This is a genomic window from Melissospora conviva (genome assembly GCF_049523535.1).
GTDB lineage: Bacteria > Actinomycetota > Actinomycetes > Mycobacteriales > Micromonosporaceae > Melissospora > Melissospora conviva.
In genome coordinates this window covers 1-22010 of sequence record NZ_JBLLDT010000002.1, presented here as the reverse complement: position 1 = coordinate 22010, position 22010 = coordinate 1, and the positions used below count along the sequence as shown (strand labels likewise).

The following is a 22010-nucleotide window of genomic DNA, read 5'->3' as shown; positions in this document are numbered from 1 at the left end:
GTGCCGCCGATCTCATGCCATGTCGTTCGACCTGCGCGCTTCTGTGCCTACCGTCCACCATGTAGGAGCCGGCGCTTACGCCACCACCGGCCGACCGTGCCGGTGAGCACTGCCAGGAGACAGGCGAGGTGGGCGGCGACGAGCAGCCGGCCGAAGACGTCGATGCTCACCCCTGGGCCGAGCGGCGCGACCAGCCCGAGGGCTGCGGCCAGACCGCAGGCGATGTCGACGGTGAGGCCCAGCGCTGCGGTCCCGCTCGGCCTCGATCACGCGCGCCCTCCCGGACGCGGGCATTCGCGCAAGCAGGCTCTCGTCGGCAGGGTCGGCGGGCCACCGCCGAAGCGACCACAACTCGCCGTGAGTACGCAGATGTGCGCTGGTCAGGGATGCGACCGTCCCCAGGAGCCGAGGCTCGGCGCGCACCCCGTGAAGCCACAGCTCACCATGGTCGGCGACGAGGCGGACGTGACGCGCCGCGTGGATCGACAGGCCCTGTCCCGTTGTCCAGCGCACCTGGGCGGCCTCAGTCATCGAGATTGGTCTCGATCGCGCTCAAGGTCGTCATGGGCGCTCATGCTAAGGGCGCAGAGCCAGGGATCCATCCCCTAACGGCCGGCCGGCACCGCTTCCCGGGCGCTCTCGGCCGGCGCGTCGTCGTCAAGATCGTGTACCTCCTGCAGGCCGGCGCGCTGCTGCAGCCGGCGCAGCGGTCCCGGCGCCCACCAGGCGGCGTCGCCGAACATCCGCATCACCGCCGGCACCAGCAGCATCCGCACCACCGTGGCGTCGAGCACCAACGCGATGATCATGCCGATGCCGATGAAGCGCATCATCGTCACCGAGGCGAAGGCGAACGCGCCGGTGACGACCACCAGCAGCAGCGCCGCCGCGCTGATCACGCCGCCGGTGCGGGCCAGCCCGACCGCCACGGCGTCGGCGCTGCTCGCGCCCTTCTCCCGGGCCTCCACCATCCGCGACAGCAGGAAGACCTCGTAGTCGGTGGAGAGGCCGAAGACCACCGCCGCCATCAGCACCACGATGCCAACCTCCAGCGGCGCCGGGGTTACCCCGAGCAGGTCCGCGCCGTTGCCCTCCTGGAAGAGCCAGACCAGCGCGCCGAAGGTGGCGCTCAGGCTCAGCAGGCTCATCACCACCGCCTTGAGCGGCAGCAGGATCGACCCGAACGCCAGGAACATCAGCACGAACGTCGCCCCCACCAGCAGCAGCACCATCCACGGCAGCTGCGCGGCGGTCGCGGCGAGGCTGTCGACGTTGCGGGCGGTCACCCCGCCGACCAGCAAATCGGTGCCGGCGGGCGCGTCCAGGGCCCGGATGTCGACGACCGTGTCGCGGGCGGCGTCGGAGAGGGCGTCGGGCTCGGCGAGCGCGGCGGTCAGCACGGTGACACCGTCGGCGGAGCCGGCCGGCACGACCTGCGCCACCCCGGGCACCGCGGCGAGCTCACCGCTGAAGCCCTGCACGGCGGCCTGATCGGCGCTGCCGCGCAGCACCACCTGCACCCCGTTGCCGCTCATCGCCGGGAAGTCGATCTTGAGGGTCTCGATCGCCTGCCGGGCGGCGTCGTCGCGGGGCAGCACCCGCTCGTCGATCTCGCCGAAGTTCACCCCGGTGATCGGGGCGGCGAGCAGCGCCAGCACCGCCACGATCGGCAGCGCCACCAGCGCCGGGCGACGGGTGGTGAAACGGGCCAGCCGTACCCAGCCGTTGCGCTCGGTCGGCGCGGCACGCTCCGGGCTGCTCGGCCTGCGCACCGCGAGCTTCTCGATACACGGCCCGAGCAGCCCCAGCACCGCCGGCAGCAGCGTCAGCGAGATCAGCGCCGCCATCGCCACGGCCGCCATGCCCCCGTACGCCAGCGACTTCAGGAACGCCTGCGGGAAGAGCAGCAACCCGGCCAGCGCGATGATCAGCAGGCAGGCGGAGAAGACGACCGTACGCCCGGCGGTGGCCACGGTGTTGCGGACGGCGGTCTCGGTGGCCCGGCCGGCGGCCAGTTCCTCCCGGAACCGCCCCACCACGAAGAGCCCGTAGTCGATGGCCATGCCGAGCCCGAGGAGGCTGGCGACGTTGACGGCGAAGGAGTTCACCTCGGTGTTGAGCGCGACCAGGTGCAGCACGCCCAGCGACGCCGCGACCGCGGAGCCGCCGACCAGCACCGGCAGCGACGCGGCCACCACCGAGCCGAAGATGAAGACCAGCAGGAGCAGCACGATCGGCAGCGAGAAGAGCTCTGCCTTGATCAGGTCGGTCTTGGAACGATCCGAGGTGGACTGGGCCAGCGGCAGGCTGCCGGCGATCTCGGTGCGCACCCCGTCGACGGCGAGGTCGTCGGCGACCTCCCGGTAGTTGGCGAGCTTGTCGGCGTCGGAGTCACCGGCGATGGTGAGCACCGCCAGCGCCGACCGCCCGTCGGCCGACACCAGCTGCGGCGCCGGGGTCTGCCAGTACGAGGTGACCGCGGCGACCCGGTCGGCCGGCAGCGCCGCCAGCTTCGCGCCGATCCGCTCGGCGGCGGCCGGATCGTCCAGGCCCGCCTCGGGGGTGTAGATGACGACGGCTTCGCCGCCCTGCGGCCCGAGCGCGGCCTCGGCGATCGCCGAGGCCTGCGAGGACTCGCTGCCGGGGTCGATGTAGCCGCCTTCGCTGAGCTCGCCGAAGACGCCCAGGCCCCAGACTCCGGAGCCGACCACCGCCACGGCCAGCACGGCGAGGATGATCCGGCGCAGCCGGTAGGTCAACGATCCCCAGGAAGCGAACACGCCCAGTCCCTCAGTCGTCGGTGATGGTCCCGCGCGCGGGACAGTGCCCACGGCGGAGCGGTTCAACCGTACGAGCGCCGATGTCTGCCGCTGGGGTGCCGGGCAGTCACCGTGACGGGGCCCACAGTCGAGGGTCGCTCAGCAGAGCCGGCCGAAATCCCGGGCGGCGGCGACGTCGATCTCCGCCCCGGCGAGCCGGCGCTGGATCCAGAGCCGCGCCGCCACCGCGCTCCGTTCGTCGGCGCCCGCCTGCTCGACCAGGAGCGCGGCAGTGAGGGCGTACGCCATGCGCAACGCCAGCGACCGGGCGCCCGCGACCGCCGCGCCGGTCACCGCCGCGAGGTCGGCGCGCAACCGCTGCGTCACCCCGGCCAACACGTCCGCGCTCTGCGGTTCGGCGGCCGCGGCGGCGTTGCCGAGCCGGTCCAGCAGGCTCGCCGCGCCCTCCTTGCCGACGGCCCGCAACACGTCCAGGGCCAGCACGTTGGTGGTGCCCTCCCAGATCGGCAGCACCTGCGCGTCGCGCAGCAACCGCGGTACCCCGGTCTCCTCCACGTAGCCGGCGCCACCGAAGCACTCGACGTACTCGGCGGCCGCGGCCACCGCCAGCCGTCCGGTGGCCAGTTTCGCCAGGGGCGCCACCAGCCGCAGCTCGGCGGCGGCCGCCGCGTCACCGTGCTCCACCCGCCCCAGCAGCGCGAAGGCGTGCCCGGCGAGCACGAACGCCCCCGCCGCGTCAACGGCCAGGGCGCCGAGGGTGGCGCGGTGCAGCGGCGAGTCGACCAGCAGCCCGCCGGCGACGGTGCGGGCCCGGGCGTAGTCGAGCGCGTACGCCAGTCCGCGCCGCATCCCGGCCGCCGCCGCGGCGGCGTTGTGCAGCCGGGTCACCACCACCAGGGTCATCGCCCGTCCCAGTCCCGGTTGCGCCGGATCCCCGAGCGGCCACCCGTACGCCTGCCGCAGCCCGATCTCGGCGGTGGGCAGCGCCCGGGTGCCGAGCTTGTCCTTGAGCCGGTGCAGCCGCACTCCCGGCGCGGGCGCGGCAGCGTCGAGGCCGGCCCCGAGCGGCGAGTCGCCGGCGTAGCGGGGCACCAGGAACGGCGCCAGCACCCGGCTGCCGCCGCCGGCGCCCTCGGGCCGGGCCAGGGCCACCGCCAGCGCCGAGTCGGCGGCCGAGCAGAACCACTTATCGCCGGTGAGCCGCCACGACCCGTCGCCGGCGCGGATCGCCACGGTGGTGGTGCCCGACAGGTCCGAGCCGCCCTGCGCCTCGGTCATCCACTGCCCGCTGGTGATCGCCGTGGCCGGGTCGGTGGAGAGCAGCCGCGGCAGCCACGCCGCCCGCAGCGCCGGATCCACCTCCGGTCGGCTCAGCAGGGCCGCCGCGCCGTCGGACATCGCCACCGGGCAGGAGAAGGTGGCCGACTCCGGCCCGTACAGGTGCAGCAGCGCGTGCTGCACGATCCGCGCGCCGGCGCCCCACTGCGCGCGGACCTGCGGCAGGTAGGGGAGCGCCACCAGGGCGTGCCGGGCGGCGGCGTCCCGTTGCGCTGCCCAGCCGGCGCTGGTCTCGACCCGGTCGACGCGCGCGCCCCACGGGTCGTAGCGCACCAGCCGCGGCGGATGCGCCTCCGCATCGGCGTGCGCCGCCCGCAGCGGCCCCGCCACCTCGGCGGCGAGCGCGCTCAGCCGGGGCCGGGCCGCGTCCAGCCCGGGGCCGAGGTGCCGGGCCAGCCAGGCCACCAGCAACGGATCGCCCTCGTACGGGTCGGCCGGCGCGGGAACATGCTGCACGTACCGGTCCATGGGCACCCCCCTGGCTGCGGCGATGTCCCGACCGTAGACGAGCATCGACGCCCGGCACAGCCCTCATCGGCGCAAACCGCCCCGCGAACCCGGCCGCGGTGCCTACCGTCGGTAGCGATGGACGACCGGAAACCCTGGATCCGCCCGGGCCGCCCCCGGCGCACCAAGCGCACGGCGCTGATCGTGGCCCTGTTCACCCTGGGGCTCTGCGTGATCGGCGCCGCCGGGCTGGGGCTGTCGAGCCTGCAGACGGTGCAACGCGCCGACGACCCGGTCCGCGACACCGCCGACAGCTTCCTGCGGGAGATGATCGCCGGGGACACCGCCGCGGCGTACGGACGGCTCTGCGCCGACGCCCGTACCCGCTGGAGCGAGCAGGGCTTCACCGCCTGGGTGCGCACGCCGCCGCTGCTGGCCGCGTACCAGATCGAGAAGGTCACCGTCGCCACCCACGAAGGCCGCCCGCGGGGCACGGTGCGGGTGCAGCTCAGCCGCGACGCCGGCCCCGGTCAGAACCGGGAGCTGACGGTGATCCCCGAGGACGACGCCTGGCGGGTCTGCGGCGACCCCTGGTGATCCGCGGCGCTCAGGCAGGGGCGGCGCCGGCTACGGCGGCCGCCCGGGTCACCAGGCGAGCGGGCCGAGGTCGCCGGTGCGGTGGTGGCGGCGGCAGAGCACCTGGTAGCGGACCTCGGCGTCGTCGGCGGTGTCGCCGATGACGACCTGCTCGCCCTCGCGCACCACCCGGCCGCCGAGCACCCGGGCGTTGAGCAGCCCCTCACGTCCGCACCAGCAGAGCACCTCGATCTGGATGCGGGCCACCTCGTCGGCGAGTTCGAACAGCCGCCGGGCGGCGGGGAACAGATGCGAGCGGAAGTCGGTGGCCAGCCCGAAGGCGAAGACGTCCACGTCGTGCTGGTCGACCAGTTCGGCCATCTGCTCGACGTGCTCGACGTTGTAGAAGCACGCCTCGTCGCAGACCAGGTAGTCGATGCGGGTGCCGTCGCTGTGCCCGCGCAGCACCAGGTCGCGCAGGTCCAGGTCGTCGGTGACCTCGACGGCGTCGTGGGACAGCCCGATGCGGCTGGTGACCTGCGGGCCCATCGACCGGTCGATGCGGGTGGTGACCAGCCCGCGGCGGCCCTGCCGGGCGTGGTTGTGGTTCATCTGCAGCGCCATCGTGGACTTGCCGCAGTCCATCGGCCCCCAAAAGAACTTCAGCGCTGCCGCGTGCAGCGGGCGGCCGTCGACCGTACGGGCGGGGCTGGTCGAGGGCAGGGTGCGGCTCGCGGCGTGTTCGGTCACGGTCGGGCAGCCTAACGCATCAGCCGGTGTCCGCTCCGGCGTCGCACCGCCGCTCAGAGCCGCTTCGGGGGCGTGTTGCCCGCGGCGATGATCGCCCGGCGCATCGGCACGGCGAGCAGCAGCAGGAAACCGACCAGGAAGAAGACCAGCAGTGAGACCAGCCCCACCCGGTAGGAGTGGGTGAGCTGGAACACCAGGCCGAAGGCGAGTGGCCCGAGCCAGCTGGTGCCCTTGTCGCTGATCTCGTAGAAGCCGTAGTACTCGCCCTCCTTGCCGGCGGGGATGAGCTGGCTGAACAGCGACCGGCTCAGCGCCTGGCTGCCGCCGAGCACCAGACCGATCGCCGCACCGAGCATCATGAACTGCAGCGGCGCCTCGGCCGGCAGCCGGAACGCGGCGATGATCACCCCGGTCCAGAGCACCAGGCTCATCAGGACCGTCTTCCAGGCGCCGATGAACCGGGCCAGCGCCCCGAGCCCCAGCGCGCCGCCGAAGGCGAGGAACTGCACCACCAGGATCGTCACGATCAGGGTCGACTGCTCCAGCTTCAGCTCTTCGGTGCCGTACTGGCTGGCCAGGGCGATGACGGTCTGGATGCCGTCGTTGTAGACCAGGAACGCCAGCAGGAAGAAGAGCGTCAGCGGGTACGCCTTCATCTGGCGCATCGTGCGCCCGAGCTGCCGGAAGCTGCCGACGAGGAGGTTACCGCCGCCGGCGGTGACCGCCTCGGCGCTGGGGCGTTCCCGCAGCCAGCGCAGCGGCGCCAGGGTGAAGACCGCCCACCACACGCCCGCCGAGACGATCGACCAGCGGGCCAGGTCCAGGGTCCGCTCGGCCTCGCCGTTGCTGAACGACTCGACCACGACGAGGTTCAACGCCAGCAGCAGCCCGCCGCCGAGGTAGCCCAGGCCCCAGCCGTAGCTGGAGATGGAGTCGCGCTCGTCGGGGCCGCCCAGGTGCGGCAGGAACGAGTTGTAGACGACGATGCTGGCGCCGAAGGCGATGTTGGCGAGCACGAAGAGCGCCCCGCCGAGCAGGTACCGGTCGCCGGTCACGAAGATCATCGCGATGGTGGCGCCGGCGCCGACGAAGGCCGCGCCGCCCAGCAGCCGCTTCTTGTGCGCCGACCGGTCGGCCACGGCTCCCATCACCGGCAGCACGAAGACGGTCAGCAGCACCGACAGCGAGACCAGGTACGGGAAGAACGAGCCGGCCGCGACCTTGATACCGAGTGGGTACACGTACGCGGTGCAGCTGTCCGCGCCGAGTTCACAGCCGGCGGCGGTCTTGGTGATCGTGGTCAGGAACGGGCCGAGAAAGACGGTGACCACCGTGGTGGAGAACGCCGAGTTGGCCCAGTCGTAGAGGTACCAGCCGGTGCGTTCCCGCCGGGTGCTGCCCGGCGCGGGGGTGCCGTCGGCGACGGCGGGGGTGACGGTCTCGGCCATCGGCGGGCCCTGTTCTTCTCAGGCGGCCCAGTGGCCGCGGCTGCGATACACGTCACGCAACACGTCGACGTGATCGGTCATGATGCCATCCACTCCGAGATCAAGTAAGTCGTGCATTTCGGCAGGATCGTCGATCGTCCAGACGTGCACCTGCAGTCCGAGCCGGTGCGCGTGGCGCAGGAACCGGGGGGTCACCACCCGTACCCGGCGGAACCGCACCGGGACCTGCACGGCCACCACCGAGGCCGGCAGCAGCAGCGGGCGGCCCAGTCGGGCGGCGAGCCAGATGCGGGCCGTTTCGCGCATGCCGGTCGAGGTGGCGACCCGGGGCCCGGCCAGTTTCCGCAGCCGGGCCAGCCGGGCGTCGCTGAAGGAGGCCAGCAGCACCCGGGCGCCGGCGCCGGCGCGCGCCACGGTCGCCACCGTGGGGGCCACCCCGCTGTCGGCCTTGACGTCGATGTTGAACCGCACCTGCGGCCAGGCGTCGAGCACCTCGTCGAGGCGGGGGACCGCCGCCGCCCCGCCGACGCGTACGGCCGCCAGGTCCGCCCAGCGCAGGTCGGCGATGCGGCCCGGCCGGCCGGTGAGCCGTTCCAGGGTCGGATCGTGGAAGATCACCGGTACGCCGTCGGCGGTGGCGTGCACGTCGGTCTCGATGTAGCGGTAGCCCAGGCCGACTGCCCGGGCGAACGCGTCGGCGGTGTTCTCGTCGCCCTGGGCGGCGCCGCCGCGGTGGGCGAAGGCCAGCGGCCCGGCGGTGTCGAGGTAACCGGAAATCTCACTCACGTCGCGCAGTATGCCCGTCCTGGCGTCAGGCCGACGGCGGACGCCAGGTACGCCGGGTCTCGGTGGGCCGGGTGGGGTCGACGTGGCGCGGCAGGTCCGGCTCGTCGGCGCGCAGCGGCCGCAGGTCCCGGGTCAGCGCCGCGGTGATGCGTTCGGTTGCCCGCAGTGCCGCGCCGGGGGCGCCCGGCGTCAGCCCGTCGAGGTCCACCGGCGTCCCGAAGTGCACCCGCACCACGGGCCGGCGCCACAGCGCCCGCGCCACGGCCCGGCCCAGTCCCTTCGGGGCGGCGTAGGGGAGCACCTCGTGCGCTCCCCACTGTGTCACCGGCACCACCGTGACGCCGGCGGCGAGCGCGAGGCGGGCGGTGCCGGTCTTGCCGCGCTCGGGCCACATCTGCGGGTCCAGGCCGATGCGCCCCTCCGGGTAGACCAGCACCACCGAGTTGCCGGTGAGCGCCTCGGTGGCGTGGCGCAGCGCGTCGGCCACGCTCACGTCGCGCCGGTCCACCCGGATGTGGCCGCAGTGGCGCATCAGCGGGCCGATGACCGGGGTCCGGAAGAGCCCGCCGGTGGCCATGAAGCGGGGGGAGATCCCGCGGGCCCGGCAGGCGGCGGCGAGCACGATCGGGTCGAAGGTGCTGATGTGGTTCGCGGCCAGGATCAGCGGCTGGGCGCGCAGCTGCGCGGGCAGGTCACCGGTGATCTCCAGGCGTGACAGCAGCGCCACGATGCCGCGGGCCAGGGCCTGCGCGCCGCGCCACAGACGCGGTGGCCGCCAGGGTGGGGGTGAGGTCTCCATCAGCGCTCGATGGTGCCACGCCGGACGCCACCCGCGGCCGACGGGCCGGTCGTGTCCCGCCGTGTCGCCCGGCGGTCCCGCCGGATCCGGGCCCTTCGGCCCATGGACCGGGGTCCCGGGCCCCTGAGCGGTCTTCACCTTCGACGGTAGGATCTACTACGATTCGTAGTACAACCTCATTTGGGAGTCCTGGTGGACGCGTTAGATGTCGCCCGGTGGCAGTTCGGTGTTACCACCGTCTACCACTATCTCTTCGTCCCACTGACCATCGGGCTGTCGGTGCTCGTCGCCATCCTGCAGACGATGTGGTACCGCACCGGCAAGGAGCGCTACCTCAAGCTCACCAAGTTCTACGGGAAGCTCTTCCTGATCAACTTTGTGCTGGGCATCGTCACCGGGATCGTGCAGGAGTTCCAGTTCGGCATGAACTGGAGCGACTACTCCCGCTTCGTCGGTGACATCTTCGGGGCGCCGCTGGCCATCGAGGCGCTCGTCGCCTTCTTCCTCGAGTCGACATTCCTCGGCTTGTGGATCTTCGGCTGGGACCGGCTGCCCAAGAAGCTGCACCTGGCGAGCATCTGGGCCGCCGCGATCGGCACCAACCTCAGCGCCTTCTTCATCCTGGCTGCCAACTCCTGGATGCAGAACCCGGTCGGCTACACCTTCAACCCCGAGACCGGCCGCGCCGAACTCACCGACTTCCTCGCCGTGCTGACCAACAAGGTCGCACTGATCACCATCCCGCACACCCTCGCCGGCGCCTTCCTGGTCGCCGGCAGCCTCGTCGTCTCCGTGGCCGTCTGGCATCTGATCCGCAACCGCGGCGTCGACACCGACGCGTACCGCTTCGCCGCCCGGTTCGGCTCCTGGGTCACCATCGCCTCCGCCGCCGCCGTCGTGCTCACCGGCGACATCCAGAGCAAGATCATGATGCAGGTCCAGCCGATGAAGATGGCCGCCGCCGAAGGCCTCTACACCACCGAGCAGGGCGCGTCGTTCTCCGTGCTCACCATCGGCAGCCTCGACGGCAGCCGGGAGATGTTCGCACTGAAGATCCCCTACCTGCTCTCCTGGCTGGCCAACGGCGACTTCAACTCCGAGGTCCAGGGCATCAACGACATCCAGGCCGCCTACAGCGCCCAGTACGGCGCCGGCAACTACACCCCGATCATCCCGGTCACCTACTGGAGCTTCCGCTTCATGATCATGTTCGGGATGATCGCCGCGCTCATCGCCGTCTGGGTGCTCTGGACCTACCGCAAGGACCGCGACTCGAACAACAAGTGGCTGCTGCGCGCCGGTCTCGTCCTGCCCCTGATGCCGCTCGCCGCGAACTCCTTCGGCTGGATCTTCACCGAGATGGGCCGCCAGCCCTGGATCGTCTTCGGCGAGATGCTCACCCGCGACGGCGTCTCCCGCAGCGTCTCGCTCACCGAGGTCCTCACCTCCTTCACCGCGTTCACCCTCATCTACGCCGTCCTGGCCGTCATCGAGGTCAAACTGCTGCTGCAGTACGCGAAGAAGGGGCTGCCCGACGTCACCCCACCACCTGAACACGACGGCGCGGATGAAGACCGCCCGCTCGAGTTCGCCTACTGACCCGGGAGCCCACCGTGGAACTCACCACCGTCTGGTTTCTGCTGGTAGCAGTCCTGTTCACCGGCTACTTCATCCTCGAGGGCTTCGACTTCGGCGTCGGGGCGCTGCTGCCGGTGCTCGGCCGCGACGACCGCGAACGCCGCGTCATGCTCAACACCATCGGCCCCGTCTGGGACGGCAACGAAGTCTGGATCATCACCGCCGGCGGCGCGATGTTCGCCGCCTTCCCCGAGTGGTACGCCACCCTCTTCTCCGGCTTCTACCTGCCGCTGCTGCTGATCCTGCTCGCCCTCATCGTGCGCGCCGTGGCCTTCGAGTACCGCCACAAGCGCCCCGAGAAGCAGTGGAAGCAGCGCTGGGACCTGGCCATCATCATCGGCTCCGTGGTCCCGGCGATCCTCTGGGGCGTCGCATTCGCCAACATCGTGCGCGGCGTGCCACTGGACGCCGATCACGAGTACGTCGGCGGCCTGTTCACCCTGCTCAACCCGTACGGGCTGCTCGGCGGCCTGACCACCGCGGCGCTCTTCCTCACCCACGGCGCGGTCTTCATCGCCCTCAAGACCAACGGCGAGATCCGCGAACGGGCCGGCACGCTGGCCTTCCGCAGCGGCCTGGTCACCATCGTCATCGCCGGCAGCTTCCTGGCCTGGACGCTGGCCATCCGCGGCAACACCCTCTCCACGGTCTTCGCCGTCGGCGCGGCGCTCGCCCTGGTCGGCGCGGTCCTGGCCGCCAAGGCCCGCCGCGAAGGGTGGGCGTTCCTGGGCACCGCGATCACCATCGCGCTGGCCGTGGCGACCCTGTTCGCCACGCTCTTCCCGAACGTGATGCCCTCCACGCTCGACCCGGCGGGCACCCTGACCACCGCCAACGCGGCCTCCACCCCGTACACGCTCAAGATCATGACGTGGGTGGCGGTCATCTTCACCCCGATCGTCCTGCTGTACCAGGGCTGGACCTACTGGGTGTTCCGCAAGCGCATCAGCGTGGCCAACATCCCGCCGCTCTGACCCCCGAAACGGCGGTGGCCGGCCCCCTTGTCACAAGGGAACCGGCCACCGCCGTCGTCACGTCCGGACTCAGCTCGCTTCGCGCAGCTCCGCCAGCCGGGCCTCGATCTCGGCCAGCTCCGCGCGCAGCTTCTGCGCCTGCTGCTCGGCCTCGGCCCGTTCGACCGACAGAATCTGCTCCACCGCGTCCTGCACGCCCGGCACGTCGACCAGACCCACGATCTTCAGCGCCTCCGCCGGCCGCACCAGGTAGGGCTTGGCCAGCACCTTCGTGCCCTGCTGGGCGGCGACGGTCCACTCGCCGTCGGCGTAGGCGAGCGTCACCGTCAACGCCGCCGACGGCTTCTGCTTCGCCACCGGCTTGGCGGCCCGCTTGGCCGGCTTGACCGGCTCCGGTTCGACCGGCTCCGCCTTCGTCTCCTCGCGGGCCGGCACCGGCTTACGGTCCAGCATGAACTCCGGCTCCGGCCGCGCCGGCGGCTCCGGTTCGACGGCCGGCTCCGGCCGCTTCCCCGCCCCCTTCGGTGCGATCGCCACATCGGCGGGGGAGAAGGGCAACTCGTCGCGGCCGAAGCGCACCACCACGAACTCCTCCGTCGCCGGATCGGTCAGCTCCACCACCTGCCCGATCTGCCCGGCGATCTGCCCGGCGGACGCGGTGAAGACCACCTTGGGCTTGCGGCCGGCCGCCAACGCCTCCCGGACGCGCTGCAGATCCTCATCGGACAATCCCTGCACAGCAATTTCCGCGGCAGACATCAGCACCCTCTTCCGTACACCTGTATGACCGCCGCCCTTACTACCAGGCGCCTGCGACAGCATGATCACCGGCATGCCGGTGTGGCCCGCCCCGGCCGGCAACAGCCACCGGCGTCCCCAGGTCACGCCGGCGTCAGCCGGCGAGGACCTCCAGCGCCCGGTCGGCGTGGGCGTTCATGTCCCGCGCGCTCGAGATCACCTCGACGATGCGCCGGTCGGTGCCGATGACGAACGTGACCCGCCGGGTGCTCAACGGCCCCAACGGCAGCGAACGCCGCACCCCGAGCTGCCGTGCCACCACCCCGTCAGGATCCGACAGCAGCGGAAAGTCCAGCCCGTACCGCTGCGAGAAGGCCGCCTGCCTGGCGACCTGGTCACGGCTGATCCCCACCCGCTGCGCCCCGACCGCCGCGAACTCCGCCGCCAGGTCCCGGAAGTGACAGCTCTCCTTCGTGCAGCCCGGCGTCATCGCCGCCGGGTAGAAGAACAACACCACCGGCCCGTCGGCCAGGAACTCCGACAGCCGCCGCGGCGTACCCGTCTCGTCCGGCAGCGTGAAATCCTCGACCAGATCACCCACAGCGGCTACGTCCGCCATCCGGCACCTCCATGCTCGACAGTGACCCCGAAGCGTACGCGCCACACCGGCGGTCACCGCGCCACCAGCGTGCGCTTGTGCCCGTCGGTCAGCGTACCGGCGCAGACCACCGCCACATTGATGTCGCTGCGACCCGGCTGATAGCCGCCCAGCGCCAGAGAACCAGCCGCATAGCAGCCGACGAGATCCGCCCCGAGGACGTCTGCCGCGACCTGCACCACAGCGCCCAGATACTGCCGCACCGCACCCTCCACACCCGCCATCCTGCCCGCCACCAGCCCGAATGCCGTTCCCAGCAGGCCGCACATCGACGACAATCAGGGCGGAGGTGCGACATGGGCGGCTACGTGAACCCTGACTGCGGGGGCTGGACCGAACTTCGGGTCCACGGGGTCTCCGGCACCCCGCCGGAGGAGATACTGCAGCACCCGCACGTGCGGCGCGTCGCCGGCGACGCCGAAGCCGGCTTCTACCGCCGCCGCTGGGAATCCCCCCTCACCTCCGCCGACACCGCCGACGACCGGCAGGAGGCGTACTCGTGGGGTGGGCTGACGGCCGGCAAAGGGCAACGGGCGCTCTGGCTGCTGCTGACGCCGTTCCTGCTGGCCAACATCGCCTACTGGGCCCTGCCGTACGCCGCCGACACTGCACCCACCAGCCGCACCCGACGCGCCACCGAGGCACTGCAACGGCTCTTCGCGCTGTCACTGACCCACACCCTCGTCCTGGCCGCCATCGGGGTCAGCATGGACCTCACCGGCTGGCAGTGCGCCGCCCAGTCCACCGGCTGCCCCGACCGCACCCGAGGGCTCGGACCGCTCACCTGGTCCTGGCTGGACCAGCCCGGCCGGCAACTCGCCGTGACCGCCCTCGTGCCCCTGGCCGTCGTCGGCCTGCTCTGGTGGCTGGCGAACAAAACCTGGCGGGAACTGGAAACCACCTCCGCGCCGGCAACCAGCCAACCGCAACAACACCCCACACCCCTGGAAGACCACCGCATGTGGAACGGCGAAAGCCCCGTACGCCGGCTGCGCGCCGTGCACATCAGCGCCGGCTTCGCCCTGGTCGCCCTCTTCCTCCTCGCGCCCTTCACCGACCCGGGCACCCGTCCGGCCGGCCCCTGGCAGGTCACCGCGCTGATCCTGCTCGCCCTGACGCTGCTGCTGCTCGCCCTCACCGTCGTACTGACCTGCCTGCCCGCCATGAGCCGCCGCGACCACCCCGACCAGGAAGTCCGCGACCACGCCGACCTCTACACCGTCCTGCCGTGGCTCGGGGTCGCACTCGCCGTCGCGGCCGCAGCGGTGATCTGGCAACCGGCCGCCGGCACCACCACCCCGACAGCCGAGATCACGCCGCTGCCAGGGCTGGCCACCACCGTCGGGGCCCTCACCGGCGTGCAACTGGCCCTGCTCGCCGCCGTCGTCACGCTCCTGCTCCTGCTGCGCACCCGGCACCGCCGCACCGCAGGTCCCGACGCCACAACACCGGCCTGGTTCGGCCTCACCACCGCCGCGATGATGACAGCAGCCGCCACCGTCGCCGTCGGATTCGCCGCCGGAGGCGCCCTCACCGTCGCCCACACCCTCGGCACACCCGCACCGGCCGGCGTCGACCCCGACGCCCTCGTGCTGCCCCTGGTCTACTTCTGGGCCGCCGCGCTGACCGTGCCCGTCACCGCCGGGGCGCTGCTGCTCGCCGCCGTCGGCGTCTGGCTGGTCCGTCACCGCGCCCGAGCGATGCTGCGCGAACATGTCATCCCCGCCTACCCCGGCACACCCGTCGCCGAGGCCCTCGCCGACCCCGGCACCCCCCGGCACGCCGCCATCGCACGCCGGGCCCGCCGCATCGCCACCGACTGGTCCTGGGCCACCGCCGGCGACCTCGGCGGACGCCTCACCGGGGCGTTCGCACTCTGGCTCGCCGCCGTCATCACCGCCGGGCTGGTGGGCTACCTGCTCGACCCCGACGGCGTGTACGTCCACACCCGCTGGGCGGTCAACATCGGCGACGCGCTCGTCGTCGGCCTCGTCGCCGGCCTGCTCTACGTCGGACGCCAGGCCTACCGCAGTCCCCGCTTCCGCCGCACCGTCGGCGTCCTCTGGGACCTCGGCACGTTCTGGCCCCGCGCCACCCATCCGCTCGCCCCGCCCTGCTACGCCGAACGGGCCGTACCCGACCTGGTCCGCCGCATCGACCACCTCGGCCGCACCTGCCAGGGGCAGGTCCTGCTCTCCTGCCATTCCCAGGGCAGCGTCATCGGCGCCGCGGTCGTGCTGCAACTGAACGCCGAGCAGCGTTCCCGCGTCGGCCTGCTCACCTACGGCAGCCCACTGCGCCGCCTCTACGCCCGGTTCTTCCCCGCCTACCTCGGGACGGCGACGCTGCACCGGGTCGGCGCCCTGCTCGCCGGTGAATCCGCCGCCACGGACGAGCACAGCCGCTGGCCGTGGCGAAACCTGTACCGGCTCAGCGACCCGATCGGCGGCTGGGTCCTGCACGCCGCACCGCCGGCGGACGGCGCGAGCACCGAGACCACCCCCGGGATCGACCGCCGCCTCGTCGACCCGGTCTTCGCCAAACCGCCCGGCGACAACTCCTACCCGCCCACCCGCGGACACTCCGGATACCCCGAGGACCCCGCCTACCGCATCGCCACCGAAACCGTCCGCGCCCGCCGCCGACGTCCCTGAACCGACACCCCCGAGCACGTACGATTCCGCAGGTGACCCGTCCACCCGTCACCCCGCAGCGGCTGCGTGAGCTCGCGCTGCTGCGCCGCGTCCGCGACCGCATCGACCGCGAGTACGCCCAGCCACTGAACGTGGAGACCCTCGCCCGCGGCGTGCACATGTCCGCCGGGCACCTCAGCCGCGAATTCCGGGCCGCGTACGGCGAATCGCCCTACTCCTACCTGATGACCCGGCGCATCGAACGCGCCATGGCACTGCTGCGCCGCGGCGACCTCAGCGTCACCGAGGTCTGCTTCGCGGTCGGCTGCGCATCCCTGGGCACCTTCAGCACCCGCTTCACCGAACTGGTCGGCGTCAGCCCCAGCACCTACCGCCGGCAGACCGCCGACCAGATCTCGGACCCGCCACCATGCGCGACGAAGAAGGCCACCCGACCGGTCAGGAATCGAGAAGCTTCCCGTCCCACCTCGCCGATAGCGTGACCGGCATGGACATCAACGTGCACTCCGCCTTCCTGCCCCACGACGACGCCGACGCCGCCCTGAACTTCTACCGCGACATCCTCGGCTTCGAAGTCCGCAACGACGTCGCCTACGGCGACCTGCGCTGGATCACCGTCGGTCCCGCCGGCGGGACCGGCACCTCCATCGTGCTGCACCCGCCGGCCGCCGACCCCGGCATCACCGACGACGAACGCCGCACCATCACCGAGATGATGGCCAAGGGCACCTACAGCACCGTCACCCTCGCCACCGCCGACCTGGACGCCACCTTCGCCCGGCTCGAAGCCGCCGGCGCCGACGTCGTCCAGGAACCCGTCGACCAGCCTTACGGCGTACGCGACTGCGCCTTCCGCGACCCCGCCGGCAACCTGATCCGCGTCAACGAACTGTCCTGACCCACGACCGGCCGCCACAGACACGGAGACCCATGAGCGCGCACGCCGACCACGCCGCCGACAGCCACGATCTGATCCGGGTACGCGGAGCACGCGAGCACAACCTCAAAAACGTCGACGTCGAGATCCCCAAACGCCGGCTGACCGTCTTCACCGGTGTCTCCGGCTCCGGTAAGAGCTCCCTGGTCTTCGCCACCATCGCCGCCGAGTCCCAGCGCATGATCAATGAGACCTACAGCGCCTTCGTGCAGGGCTTCATGCCGACCCTGTCGCGCCCCGACGTCGACCTGCTCGAAGGACTCACCCCGGCGATCATCGTGGACCAGGAGCGGATGGGCGCCAACCCCCGTTCCACCGTCGGCACCGCCACCGACGCCAACGCGATGCTGCGGATCCTGTTCAGCCGCCTCGCCAAGCCGCACATCGGCTCACCCAACGCGTACTCGTTCAACATCCCCACCGTGAAGGCCAGCGGCGCCATCACCGTCGACCGCGGCCCCGGCAAAACCAAGACCGAAAAGGCCACCTTCCACCGGCTCGGCGGCATGTGCCCCCGCTGCGAAGGCATGGGCAACGTCACCGACTTCGACCTGAGCGCCCTCTACGACGACAGTAAATCGCTCAACGAAGGCGCCCTGACCATCCCCGGCTACACCGCCGACGGCTGGTACGGCCGCATCTTCGCAGGCTCCGGCTTCCTCGACCCCGACAAGCCCATCAGCAAATACACCAAGCGCGAACTGCGCGATCTGCTCCACAAGGAACCCACCAAGATCAAGGTCGACGGCATCAACCTCACGTACGAGGGCCTCATCCCCAAGATCCAAAAATCGATGCTGTCGAAAGACCGTGAGGCGATGCAGCCTCACATCCGCGCCTTCGTCGAACGCGCCATCACCTTCACCACCTGCCCCGACTGCGACGGCACCCGCCTGAGCCCCGAAGCCCGCTCATCCAAGATCAACGGCAAGAGCATCGCCGACCTCTGCGCCATGCAGATCAGCGACCTCGCCGACTGGATCCGCGACCTCAACGAACCCTCCGTCGCCCCGCTGCTCGCCGGCCTGCAGCACCTGCTCGACTCCTTCACCCAGATCGGCCTGGGCTACCTCTCCCTCGACCGCCCCGCCGGCACCCTCAGTGGGGGAGAGGCCCAGCGCACCAAAATGATCCGCCACCTCGGATCCTCACTGACCGACGTCACGTTCGTCTTCGACGAACCCACCATCGGCCTGCACCCGCACGACATCGACCGCATGAACCAGCTCCTGATCAAACTCCGCGACAAGGGCAACACCGTCCTCGTCGTCGAACACAAACCCGAAACCATCACCATCGCCGACCACGTCGTCGACCTCGGCCCCGGCGCCGGCACCGACGGCGGCACCATCTGCTTCGAAGGCCCCGTCGACAAACTCCGGGGGAGCGCCACCACCGCCGGCAAGCACCTCGACTACCGCGCCCGCCTCAAGGACTCCGTACGCAAGTCCTCCGAAGTCCTGGAGATCCGCGGCGCCGCCACCCACAACCTGCAAAACGTCGACGTCGACATCCCACTCGGCGTCTTCTGCGTCGTCACCGGCGTCGCCGGCTCCGGCAAGAGCTCCCTGATCCACGGCTCCGTCGCCGGCCGCGACGGCGTCGTCGTCATCGACCAGGGCGCCATCAAAGGCTCCCGGCGCAGCAACCCCGCCACCTACACCGGCCTGCTCGAACCGATCCGCAAAGCCTTCGCCAAAGCCAACGGCGTCAAACCCGCCCTGTTCAGCTCCAACTCCGAAGGCGCCTGCCCCACCTGCAACGGCGCCGGCGTCATCTACACCGACCTCGGCATCATGGCCACTATCGAATCCACGTGCGAAGACTGCGAAGGCAAACGCTTCCAAGCCGCGGTGCTGGACTACACCCTCGGCGACCGCAACATTGCCGAGGTGCTCGCGATGTCCGTCACCGAAGCCGAGGCGTTTTTCTCCGGGGGAGAGGCCCGCACCCCGGCCGCCCACAAGATCCTCGACCGGCTCGCCGACGTCGGCCTCGGCTACCTCAGCCTCGGCCAGCCCCTGACCACCCTCTCCGGCGGCGAACGCCAGCGCCTCAAGCTCGCCGCCCAGATGGCCGACAAGGGCAACGTGTACGTCCTCGACGAGCCGACCACCGGCCTGCACCTCGCCGACGTCGAGCAGCTCCTGGCCCTGCTGGACCGGCTCGTCGAATCCGGCAAGTCCGTCATCGTCATCGAGCACCACCAGGCAGTGATGGCACACGCCGACTGGATCATCGACCTCGGACCCGGTGCCGGCCATGACGGCGGCCGGATTGTCTTCGAAGGCACCCCGGCCGACCTGGTCGCGGGCCGCTCGACCCTTACCGGTGAGCACCTGGCGGCGTACGTGGGTGCCTGAGTTTCTGCCCTCGGCCGGTGAGCTTCAGTGCGTTCGCCAACCAGGTGTGAAACCCGGCGCTGCCGCACCGGCGCCGGGTTTCCGCGCTGGGCTCGTGCATGCAGCTGATCGGATCGAGGTACGCCCATTCGACCCCTCTCACCAGCCAGATCGCGAAGTTCGATAATGTACATTATGTAAAGTAGACGTTTGTGACACTCCCCGAGAGTGGGGCTCCGCACCCGGTGCCGCGCGGTGGAATGCCTCCGCCCTTCGTGGAGCGCACGGGCTCCACCTGCCCGACGCTGCCGGCAGCGTCGCGGCGGAGACCGGGCGACAGTCGACATCGCAGGTCCACACCGCCGCGCCTGCTCCCGCGTTGCCTTCCCTTACGCCCGGATCGCGCCGCGGACGTCGAGCCGGATTGCAGCGCGCAGGCGTCGAGGGAAGATCGCGCGGCGACCCACAACTTGTGGGGACGAACAGGCCCCTCGGCTCCCCCCGTTTCCATTGCCGCGGAACGTGAAAATCCTGCATAATATCTCTTATGCAGGACAAAACGGATGAACCAACCGTAACGGCTCTGGTGGAGCAGTTCCTCACCGCGCGAGCCACCCGCAAGCCCTCCCCCCATACCCTGGCCGCGTACCGCCGGGATCTGCTCTCCCTGGCCGCGCTGGTCGCCGACGACCCGGCCGCTCCCCTCCCCCTCGACGAGCTTGCGGTCACCGCCCTGACGCCCCGCGCACTACGCGCCGCGTTCGCCCGGTTCGCCGCTCCCCGCTCCCCTGCCTCGATCTATCGGGCCTGGTCGACCTGGAACAGCTTCTTCGCGTTCCTGGTCGCCGACGGCGTCGTGGCCGGCAACCCGATGTCGGCGGTGGACAAGCCACGGGTGCCCGCTCCCCTGCCCAAGCCGCTGCGCGGCGAGCAGACCCCGGAGCAGCTGCTCACCGCCGTGGCCCGCGACGACGGCCGGCAGCGCGATCCGTGGCCGGAACGCGACCTGGTGGTGCTGGGCCTGGCGCTCTGTGGCGGGCTGCGTCTGTCGGAGCTGCTGGCCCTGCGGGTCGCCTCGATCGCCGGACGTGACGGCGAGCGACGTGTCGAGGTCTCGGGCAAGGGCGGACGGCTGCGGATCCTCCCCATCGAGCCGGAGCTGGACCGGCTGCTGGAGTCCTACCTGCGCAGTCGCGCCCGCCGCTTCGGGCCCCGGTCGGTGCGTCCGGATTCGCCGCTGCTGGTGGATCGCAGGGGCGAGCCGTTGCGCCGCGGTGGGCTGCAGTATCTGGTCGACTCCTGTTATCGGCGGGCCGGTGTCAACGACCGGGTGCCGGCGGGGGCCCGGCTGCACGCGCTGCGGCACACCTTCGCCACCCGGCTGGCCGAGGACGGGGCGAGCGCCTCGGAGATCATGCGGCTGCTGGGGCATGCGAGTCTGGCGTCGAGCCAGAACTACATCGAGGTGACGGCGGATCAGCAGCGGGCGGCGGTGCGCGCCAACCGGACGAACCGGGCGCTGGCCGGGTTGATCCCGGCGTCCGCGGAGCCGGTCGCGTCATAGGGTGGGTTTCGACCTGGTACGACGGCACTGCCGGTGCCCTTCGAGGGCCGGTGCGCCGGCGATGGCGCAGAGGCGGTGTGAATGCGGCTCAGCTTCTGCTCCGACGTGAGCGCGGCGGACTGGCTGGTGCGTTCCGGTACGCCGGACTGGCAGTTGATCGGGTTCGGTCCGGCGGGTTTCGAGGCGTACGCCCGGTTGCGGTTCATCCCCGATCCCAGCGGGCCCGGTCAGCTGGAGTCGCACGTGGAGCTCTCCGGCGACCATCCGTCGGAGATGACCCGGACGCGGCGCGTGCTGCGGCGGCTCGCCGAGTTCACCTCCACGCCACAGGACTGCTACTTCTGCGTCTGGGACGGGTACTCCGACATCCCGCTGCCGTCCCGGGTCCTGCGCGGCCCGATGGTCGAGACACCCCACCGTCGTTACGCGTTGCTTCGCGGTGCGCTCAATGACCTCGACGCCTGGGAGGCGGAACTCGGTGACGGGCAGGCGGCCGTCGACGCACTCGTCGCCGATGGTGGGCTCGACGTGGTGCCGGCCTGCCCCACCGAGGATCAACCTGCGTACTACTGAGAGCGTCGGACGGGCCGGGCTGGTCAGGTGCGTCGGCGCCGCCGGTGGCGCCGACGTGACCGGGGTGCAGGATCGTCGGCGGGGGCCGGTGGGGTTGCGGGCGGGTCGGTGTGGCCGCGTGGGTACGCCACCCGTGCCTCGACCACGGATTCCCAGCCCGGCAGTATCGGCTCACCTCCTCGACCCTGCTGTCACGGTAGCGCGGGGCTGGCACCTGCTGGCGCGTGAGTGGGCTTTAGTGGTTTTTGGCGTGCTATAGTGATGGGCGTGAATTTGAAGGAGTGGGCGGCGGCAACCGGGATCTCGTACGCGACCGCGCGGCGGCGCTATGAGTCGGGGACGCTGCCCGTTCCGACGTACCGCCTCGGGCGGTTGATCATGGTGGGTGAGCCGGTAACCGGCGCGGCCACAACCGCTGCGGGGCAGACTGTGGTCTACGCGCGGGTGTCGTCGGCCGAGCAGCGCGCCGATCTGGATCGGCAGGTTGCCCGGGTGACCGTGTGGGCGACCGGGCAGCGGCTGCCGGTCGACCGGGTGGTCACCGAGGTCGGGTCGGCGCTGAACGGGCGGCGTAAGAAGTTTCTGGCGCTGTTGCGTGACCCGGCGGTGTCGACGATCGTGGTGGAGCACCGGGACCGGTTCGTCCGGTTCGGCGCCGAGTATGTCGAGGCGGCGTTGGCCGCGCAGGGCCGGCGTCTGCTGGTGGTGGACCCGGCCGAGGTCGACGACGACCTGGTCCGCGACGTGACCGAAATCCTGACTTCCCTGTGTGCCCGCCTGTACGGGCGGCGTGCCGTCGAGGCGGCCACAGATCCGGGCGGTCCGGCGTGAAGACCGTCCAGGCGTACCGGTTCGCCCTGGATCTGACACCGGCCCAGGAGCGGGCGCTGTTGGGGCACGCGGGTGCGGCCCGCAAGGCCTACAACTGGGCGCTGGCGCGGGTCAAGGCGGTGATGGATCAGCGGGCGGCCGAACGTACTTACGGCATCCCGGACGAGCAGTTGACGC

Annotated in this window: 21 protein-coding genes; 11 read left to right on the top strand and 10 right to left on the bottom strand. The window is 71.3% G+C overall.

Annotation, left to right across the window (positions count from 1 at the left end):
• Nucleotides 1–47: 47 nt before the first annotated feature.
• The 3 genes from ACK8GG_RS05245 to ACK8GG_RS05235 form a co-directional block, all read right to left on the bottom strand.
• Entirely contained in the window at nt 48–170 is a 123-nt protein-coding gene (locus ACK8GG_RS05245) for a hypothetical protein (protein WP_440355703.1), read from the bottom strand.
• Nucleotides 171–605: 435 nt separating this feature from the next.
• A complete protein-coding gene (locus ACK8GG_RS05240; protein WP_440355702.1) occupies nt 606–2780 on the bottom strand; it encodes an MMPL family transporter in 2175 nt (724 codons plus the stop codon).
• Nucleotides 2781–2918: 138 nt separating this feature from the next.
• Nucleotides 2919–4586: an acyl-CoA dehydrogenase family protein gene (locus tag ACK8GG_RS05235; protein ID WP_440355701.1), complete on the bottom strand. Its 1668-nt coding sequence runs from the start codon at nt 4584–4586 to the stop codon at nt 2919–2921.
• 117 nt (nt 4587–4703) lie between these two features.
• Between ACK8GG_RS05235 and ACK8GG_RS05230 the strand changes: the two genes are divergently transcribed.
• Nucleotides 4704–5162: an Rv0361 family membrane protein gene (locus ACK8GG_RS05230; RefSeq protein WP_440355700.1), complete on the top strand. Its 459-nt coding sequence runs from the start codon at nt 4704–4706 to the stop codon at nt 5160–5162.
• 48 nt (nt 5163–5210) lie between these two features.
• On the opposite strand, the gene ACK8GG_RS05225 is transcribed toward ACK8GG_RS05230, so the two are convergent.
• Genes ACK8GG_RS05225 through ACK8GG_RS05210 form a run of 4 tightly spaced genes read right to left on the bottom strand, consistent with a single transcriptional unit; the run spans nt 5211 to nt 8924 of the window.
• Entirely contained in the window at nt 5211–5891 is a 681-nt protein-coding gene (locus ACK8GG_RS05225; RefSeq protein ID WP_440350929.1) for a thymidine kinase, read from the bottom strand.
• Nucleotides 5892–5944: 53 nt separating this feature from the next.
• A complete protein-coding gene (locus tag ACK8GG_RS05220) occupies nt 5945–7339 on the bottom strand; it encodes an MFS transporter (protein WP_440353120.1) in 1395 nt (464 codons plus the stop codon).
• Between the two features lie 18 nt (nt 7340–7357).
• Nucleotides 7358–8125: a glycerophosphodiester phosphodiesterase family protein gene (locus ACK8GG_RS05215; protein ID WP_440350927.1), complete on the bottom strand. Its 768-nt coding sequence runs from the start codon at nt 8123–8125 to the stop codon at nt 7358–7360.
• Nucleotides 8126–8150: 25 nt separating this feature from the next.
• Nucleotides 8151–8924, bottom strand: a complete 774-nt coding sequence (locus ACK8GG_RS05210; protein WP_440350926.1) for a lysophospholipid acyltransferase family protein — start codon at nt 8922–8924, stop codon at nt 8151–8153.
• Between the two features lie 192 nt (nt 8925–9116).
• Between ACK8GG_RS05210 and ACK8GG_RS05205 the strand changes: the two genes are divergently transcribed.
• Both ACK8GG_RS05205 and cydB read left to right on the top strand, forming a co-directional pair.
• Nucleotides 9117–10523, top strand: coding sequence for a cytochrome ubiquinol oxidase subunit I (locus ACK8GG_RS05205; protein WP_440350925.1), 1407 nt, complete (start codon nt 9117–9119; stop codon nt 10521–10523).
• A 14-nt stretch (nt 10524–10537) separates the two neighbouring features.
• On the top strand, nt 10538–11536 hold the full coding sequence (gene cydB / locus ACK8GG_RS05200) for a cytochrome d ubiquinol oxidase subunit II (protein ID WP_440350924.1): 999 nt from the start codon (nt 10538–10540) through the stop codon (nt 11534–11536).
• 69 nt (nt 11537–11605) lie between these two features.
• Here cydB and ACK8GG_RS05195 read toward each other — a convergent pair whose 3' ends face one another.
• From ACK8GG_RS05195 to ACK8GG_RS05185, 3 genes are all read right to left on the bottom strand, one after another.
• A complete protein-coding gene (locus tag ACK8GG_RS05195; RefSeq protein WP_440353358.1) occupies nt 11606–12280 on the bottom strand; it encodes a hypothetical protein in 675 nt (224 codons plus the stop codon).
• 148 nt (nt 12281–12428) lie between these two features.
• Nucleotides 12429–12893: a peroxiredoxin gene (locus ACK8GG_RS05190; protein ID WP_440355699.1), complete on the bottom strand. Its 465-nt coding sequence runs from the start codon at nt 12891–12893 to the stop codon at nt 12429–12431.
• A gap of 53 nt (nt 12894–12946) precedes the next feature.
• Entirely contained in the window at nt 12947–13201 is a 255-nt protein-coding gene (locus ACK8GG_RS05185; protein ID WP_440355698.1) for a hypothetical protein, read from the bottom strand.
• Between the two features lie 27 nt (nt 13202–13228).
• Here ACK8GG_RS05185 and ACK8GG_RS05180 point away from each other — a divergent pair, with 27 nt between their 5' ends.
• The 8 genes from ACK8GG_RS05180 to ACK8GG_RS05145 form a co-directional block, all read left to right on the top strand.
• A complete protein-coding gene (locus ACK8GG_RS05180) occupies nt 13229–15586 on the top strand; it encodes a hypothetical protein (protein ID WP_440355697.1) in 2358 nt (785 codons plus the stop codon).
• A 32-nt stretch (nt 15587–15618) separates the two neighbouring features.
• The gene (locus ACK8GG_RS05175; RefSeq protein WP_440353126.1) at nt 15619–16068 is read left to right on the top strand and encodes a helix-turn-helix transcriptional regulator; all 450 of its coding nucleotides are present in this window, start codon (nt 15619–15621) and stop codon (nt 16066–16068) included.
• 5 nt (nt 16069–16073) lie between these two features.
• On the top strand, nt 16074–16484 hold the full coding sequence (locus tag ACK8GG_RS05170) for a VOC family protein (RefSeq protein ID WP_440355696.1): 411 nt from the start codon (nt 16074–16076) through the stop codon (nt 16482–16484).
• A gap of 32 nt (nt 16485–16516) precedes the next feature.
• Nucleotides 16517–18886, top strand: coding sequence for an ATP-binding cassette domain-containing protein (locus tag ACK8GG_RS05165; protein WP_440355695.1), 2370 nt, complete (start codon nt 16517–16519; stop codon nt 18884–18886).
• A 526-nt stretch (nt 18887–19412) separates the two neighbouring features.
• On the top strand, nt 19413–20429 hold the full coding sequence (locus tag ACK8GG_RS05160; RefSeq protein ID WP_440355694.1) for a tyrosine-type recombinase/integrase: 1017 nt from the start codon (nt 19413–19415) through the stop codon (nt 20427–20429).
• Between the two features lie 81 nt (nt 20430–20510).
• The gene (locus tag ACK8GG_RS05155; protein WP_440355693.1) at nt 20511–21002 is read left to right on the top strand and encodes a hypothetical protein; all 492 of its coding nucleotides are present in this window, start codon (nt 20511–20513) and stop codon (nt 21000–21002) included.
• Between the two features lie 267 nt (nt 21003–21269).
• Nucleotides 21270–21833 (top strand): IS607 family transposase, encoded by a 564-nt coding sequence (locus ACK8GG_RS05150; RefSeq protein WP_440355692.1) that lies wholly within the window; start codon nt 21270–21272, stop codon nt 21831–21833.
• Nucleotides 21830–22010 (top strand): helix-turn-helix domain-containing protein (locus ACK8GG_RS05145; RefSeq protein ID WP_440355691.1); only part of this gene is annotated, 181 nt, incomplete at its 3' end. The genes ACK8GG_RS05150 and ACK8GG_RS05145, both read left to right, overlap by 4 nt.

What these genes read in the sequence shown, in the direction of transcription:
- ACK8GG_RS05235 (WP_440355701.1), bottom strand. Translation starts at nt 4,586, where the DNA reads ATGGACCGGTACGTGCAGCATGTTCCCGCGCCGGCCGACCCGTACGAG.
- ACK8GG_RS05230 (WP_440355700.1), top strand. Translation starts at nt 4,704, where the DNA reads ATGGACGACCGGAAACCCTGGATCCGCCCGGGCCGCCCCCGGCGCACC.
- ACK8GG_RS05220 (WP_440353120.1), bottom strand. Translation starts at nt 7,339, where the DNA reads ATGGCCGAGACCGTCACCCCCGCCGTCGCCGACGGCACCCCCGCGCCG.
- ACK8GG_RS05210 (WP_440350926.1), bottom strand. Translation starts at nt 8,924, where the DNA reads ATGGAGACCTCACCCCCACCCTGGCGGCCACCGCGTCTGTGGCGCGGC.
- ACK8GG_RS05190 (WP_440355699.1), bottom strand. Translation starts at nt 12,893, where the DNA reads ATGGCGGACGTAGCCGCTGTGGGTGATCTGGTCGAGGATTTCACGCTG.
- ACK8GG_RS05185 (WP_440355698.1), bottom strand. Translation starts at nt 13,201, where the DNA reads ATGTGCGGCCTGCTGGGAACGGCATTCGGGCTGGTGGCGGGCAGGATG.
- ACK8GG_RS05180 (WP_440355697.1), top strand. Translation starts at nt 13,229, where the DNA reads ATGGGCGGCTACGTGAACCCTGACTGCGGGGGCTGGACCGAACTTCGG.
- ACK8GG_RS05170 (WP_440355696.1), top strand. Translation starts at nt 16,074, where the DNA reads ATGGACATCAACGTGCACTCCGCCTTCCTGCCCCACGACGACGCCGAC.
- ACK8GG_RS05165 (WP_440355695.1), top strand. Translation starts at nt 16,517, where the DNA reads ATGAGCGCGCACGCCGACCACGCCGCCGACAGCCACGATCTGATCCGG.
- ACK8GG_RS05160 (WP_440355694.1), top strand. Translation starts at nt 19,413, where the DNA reads ATGCAGGACAAAACGGATGAACCAACCGTAACGGCTCTGGTGGAGCAG.
- ACK8GG_RS05155 (WP_440355693.1), top strand. Translation starts at nt 20,511, where the DNA reads ATGCGGCTCAGCTTCTGCTCCGACGTGAGCGCGGCGGACTGGCTGGTG.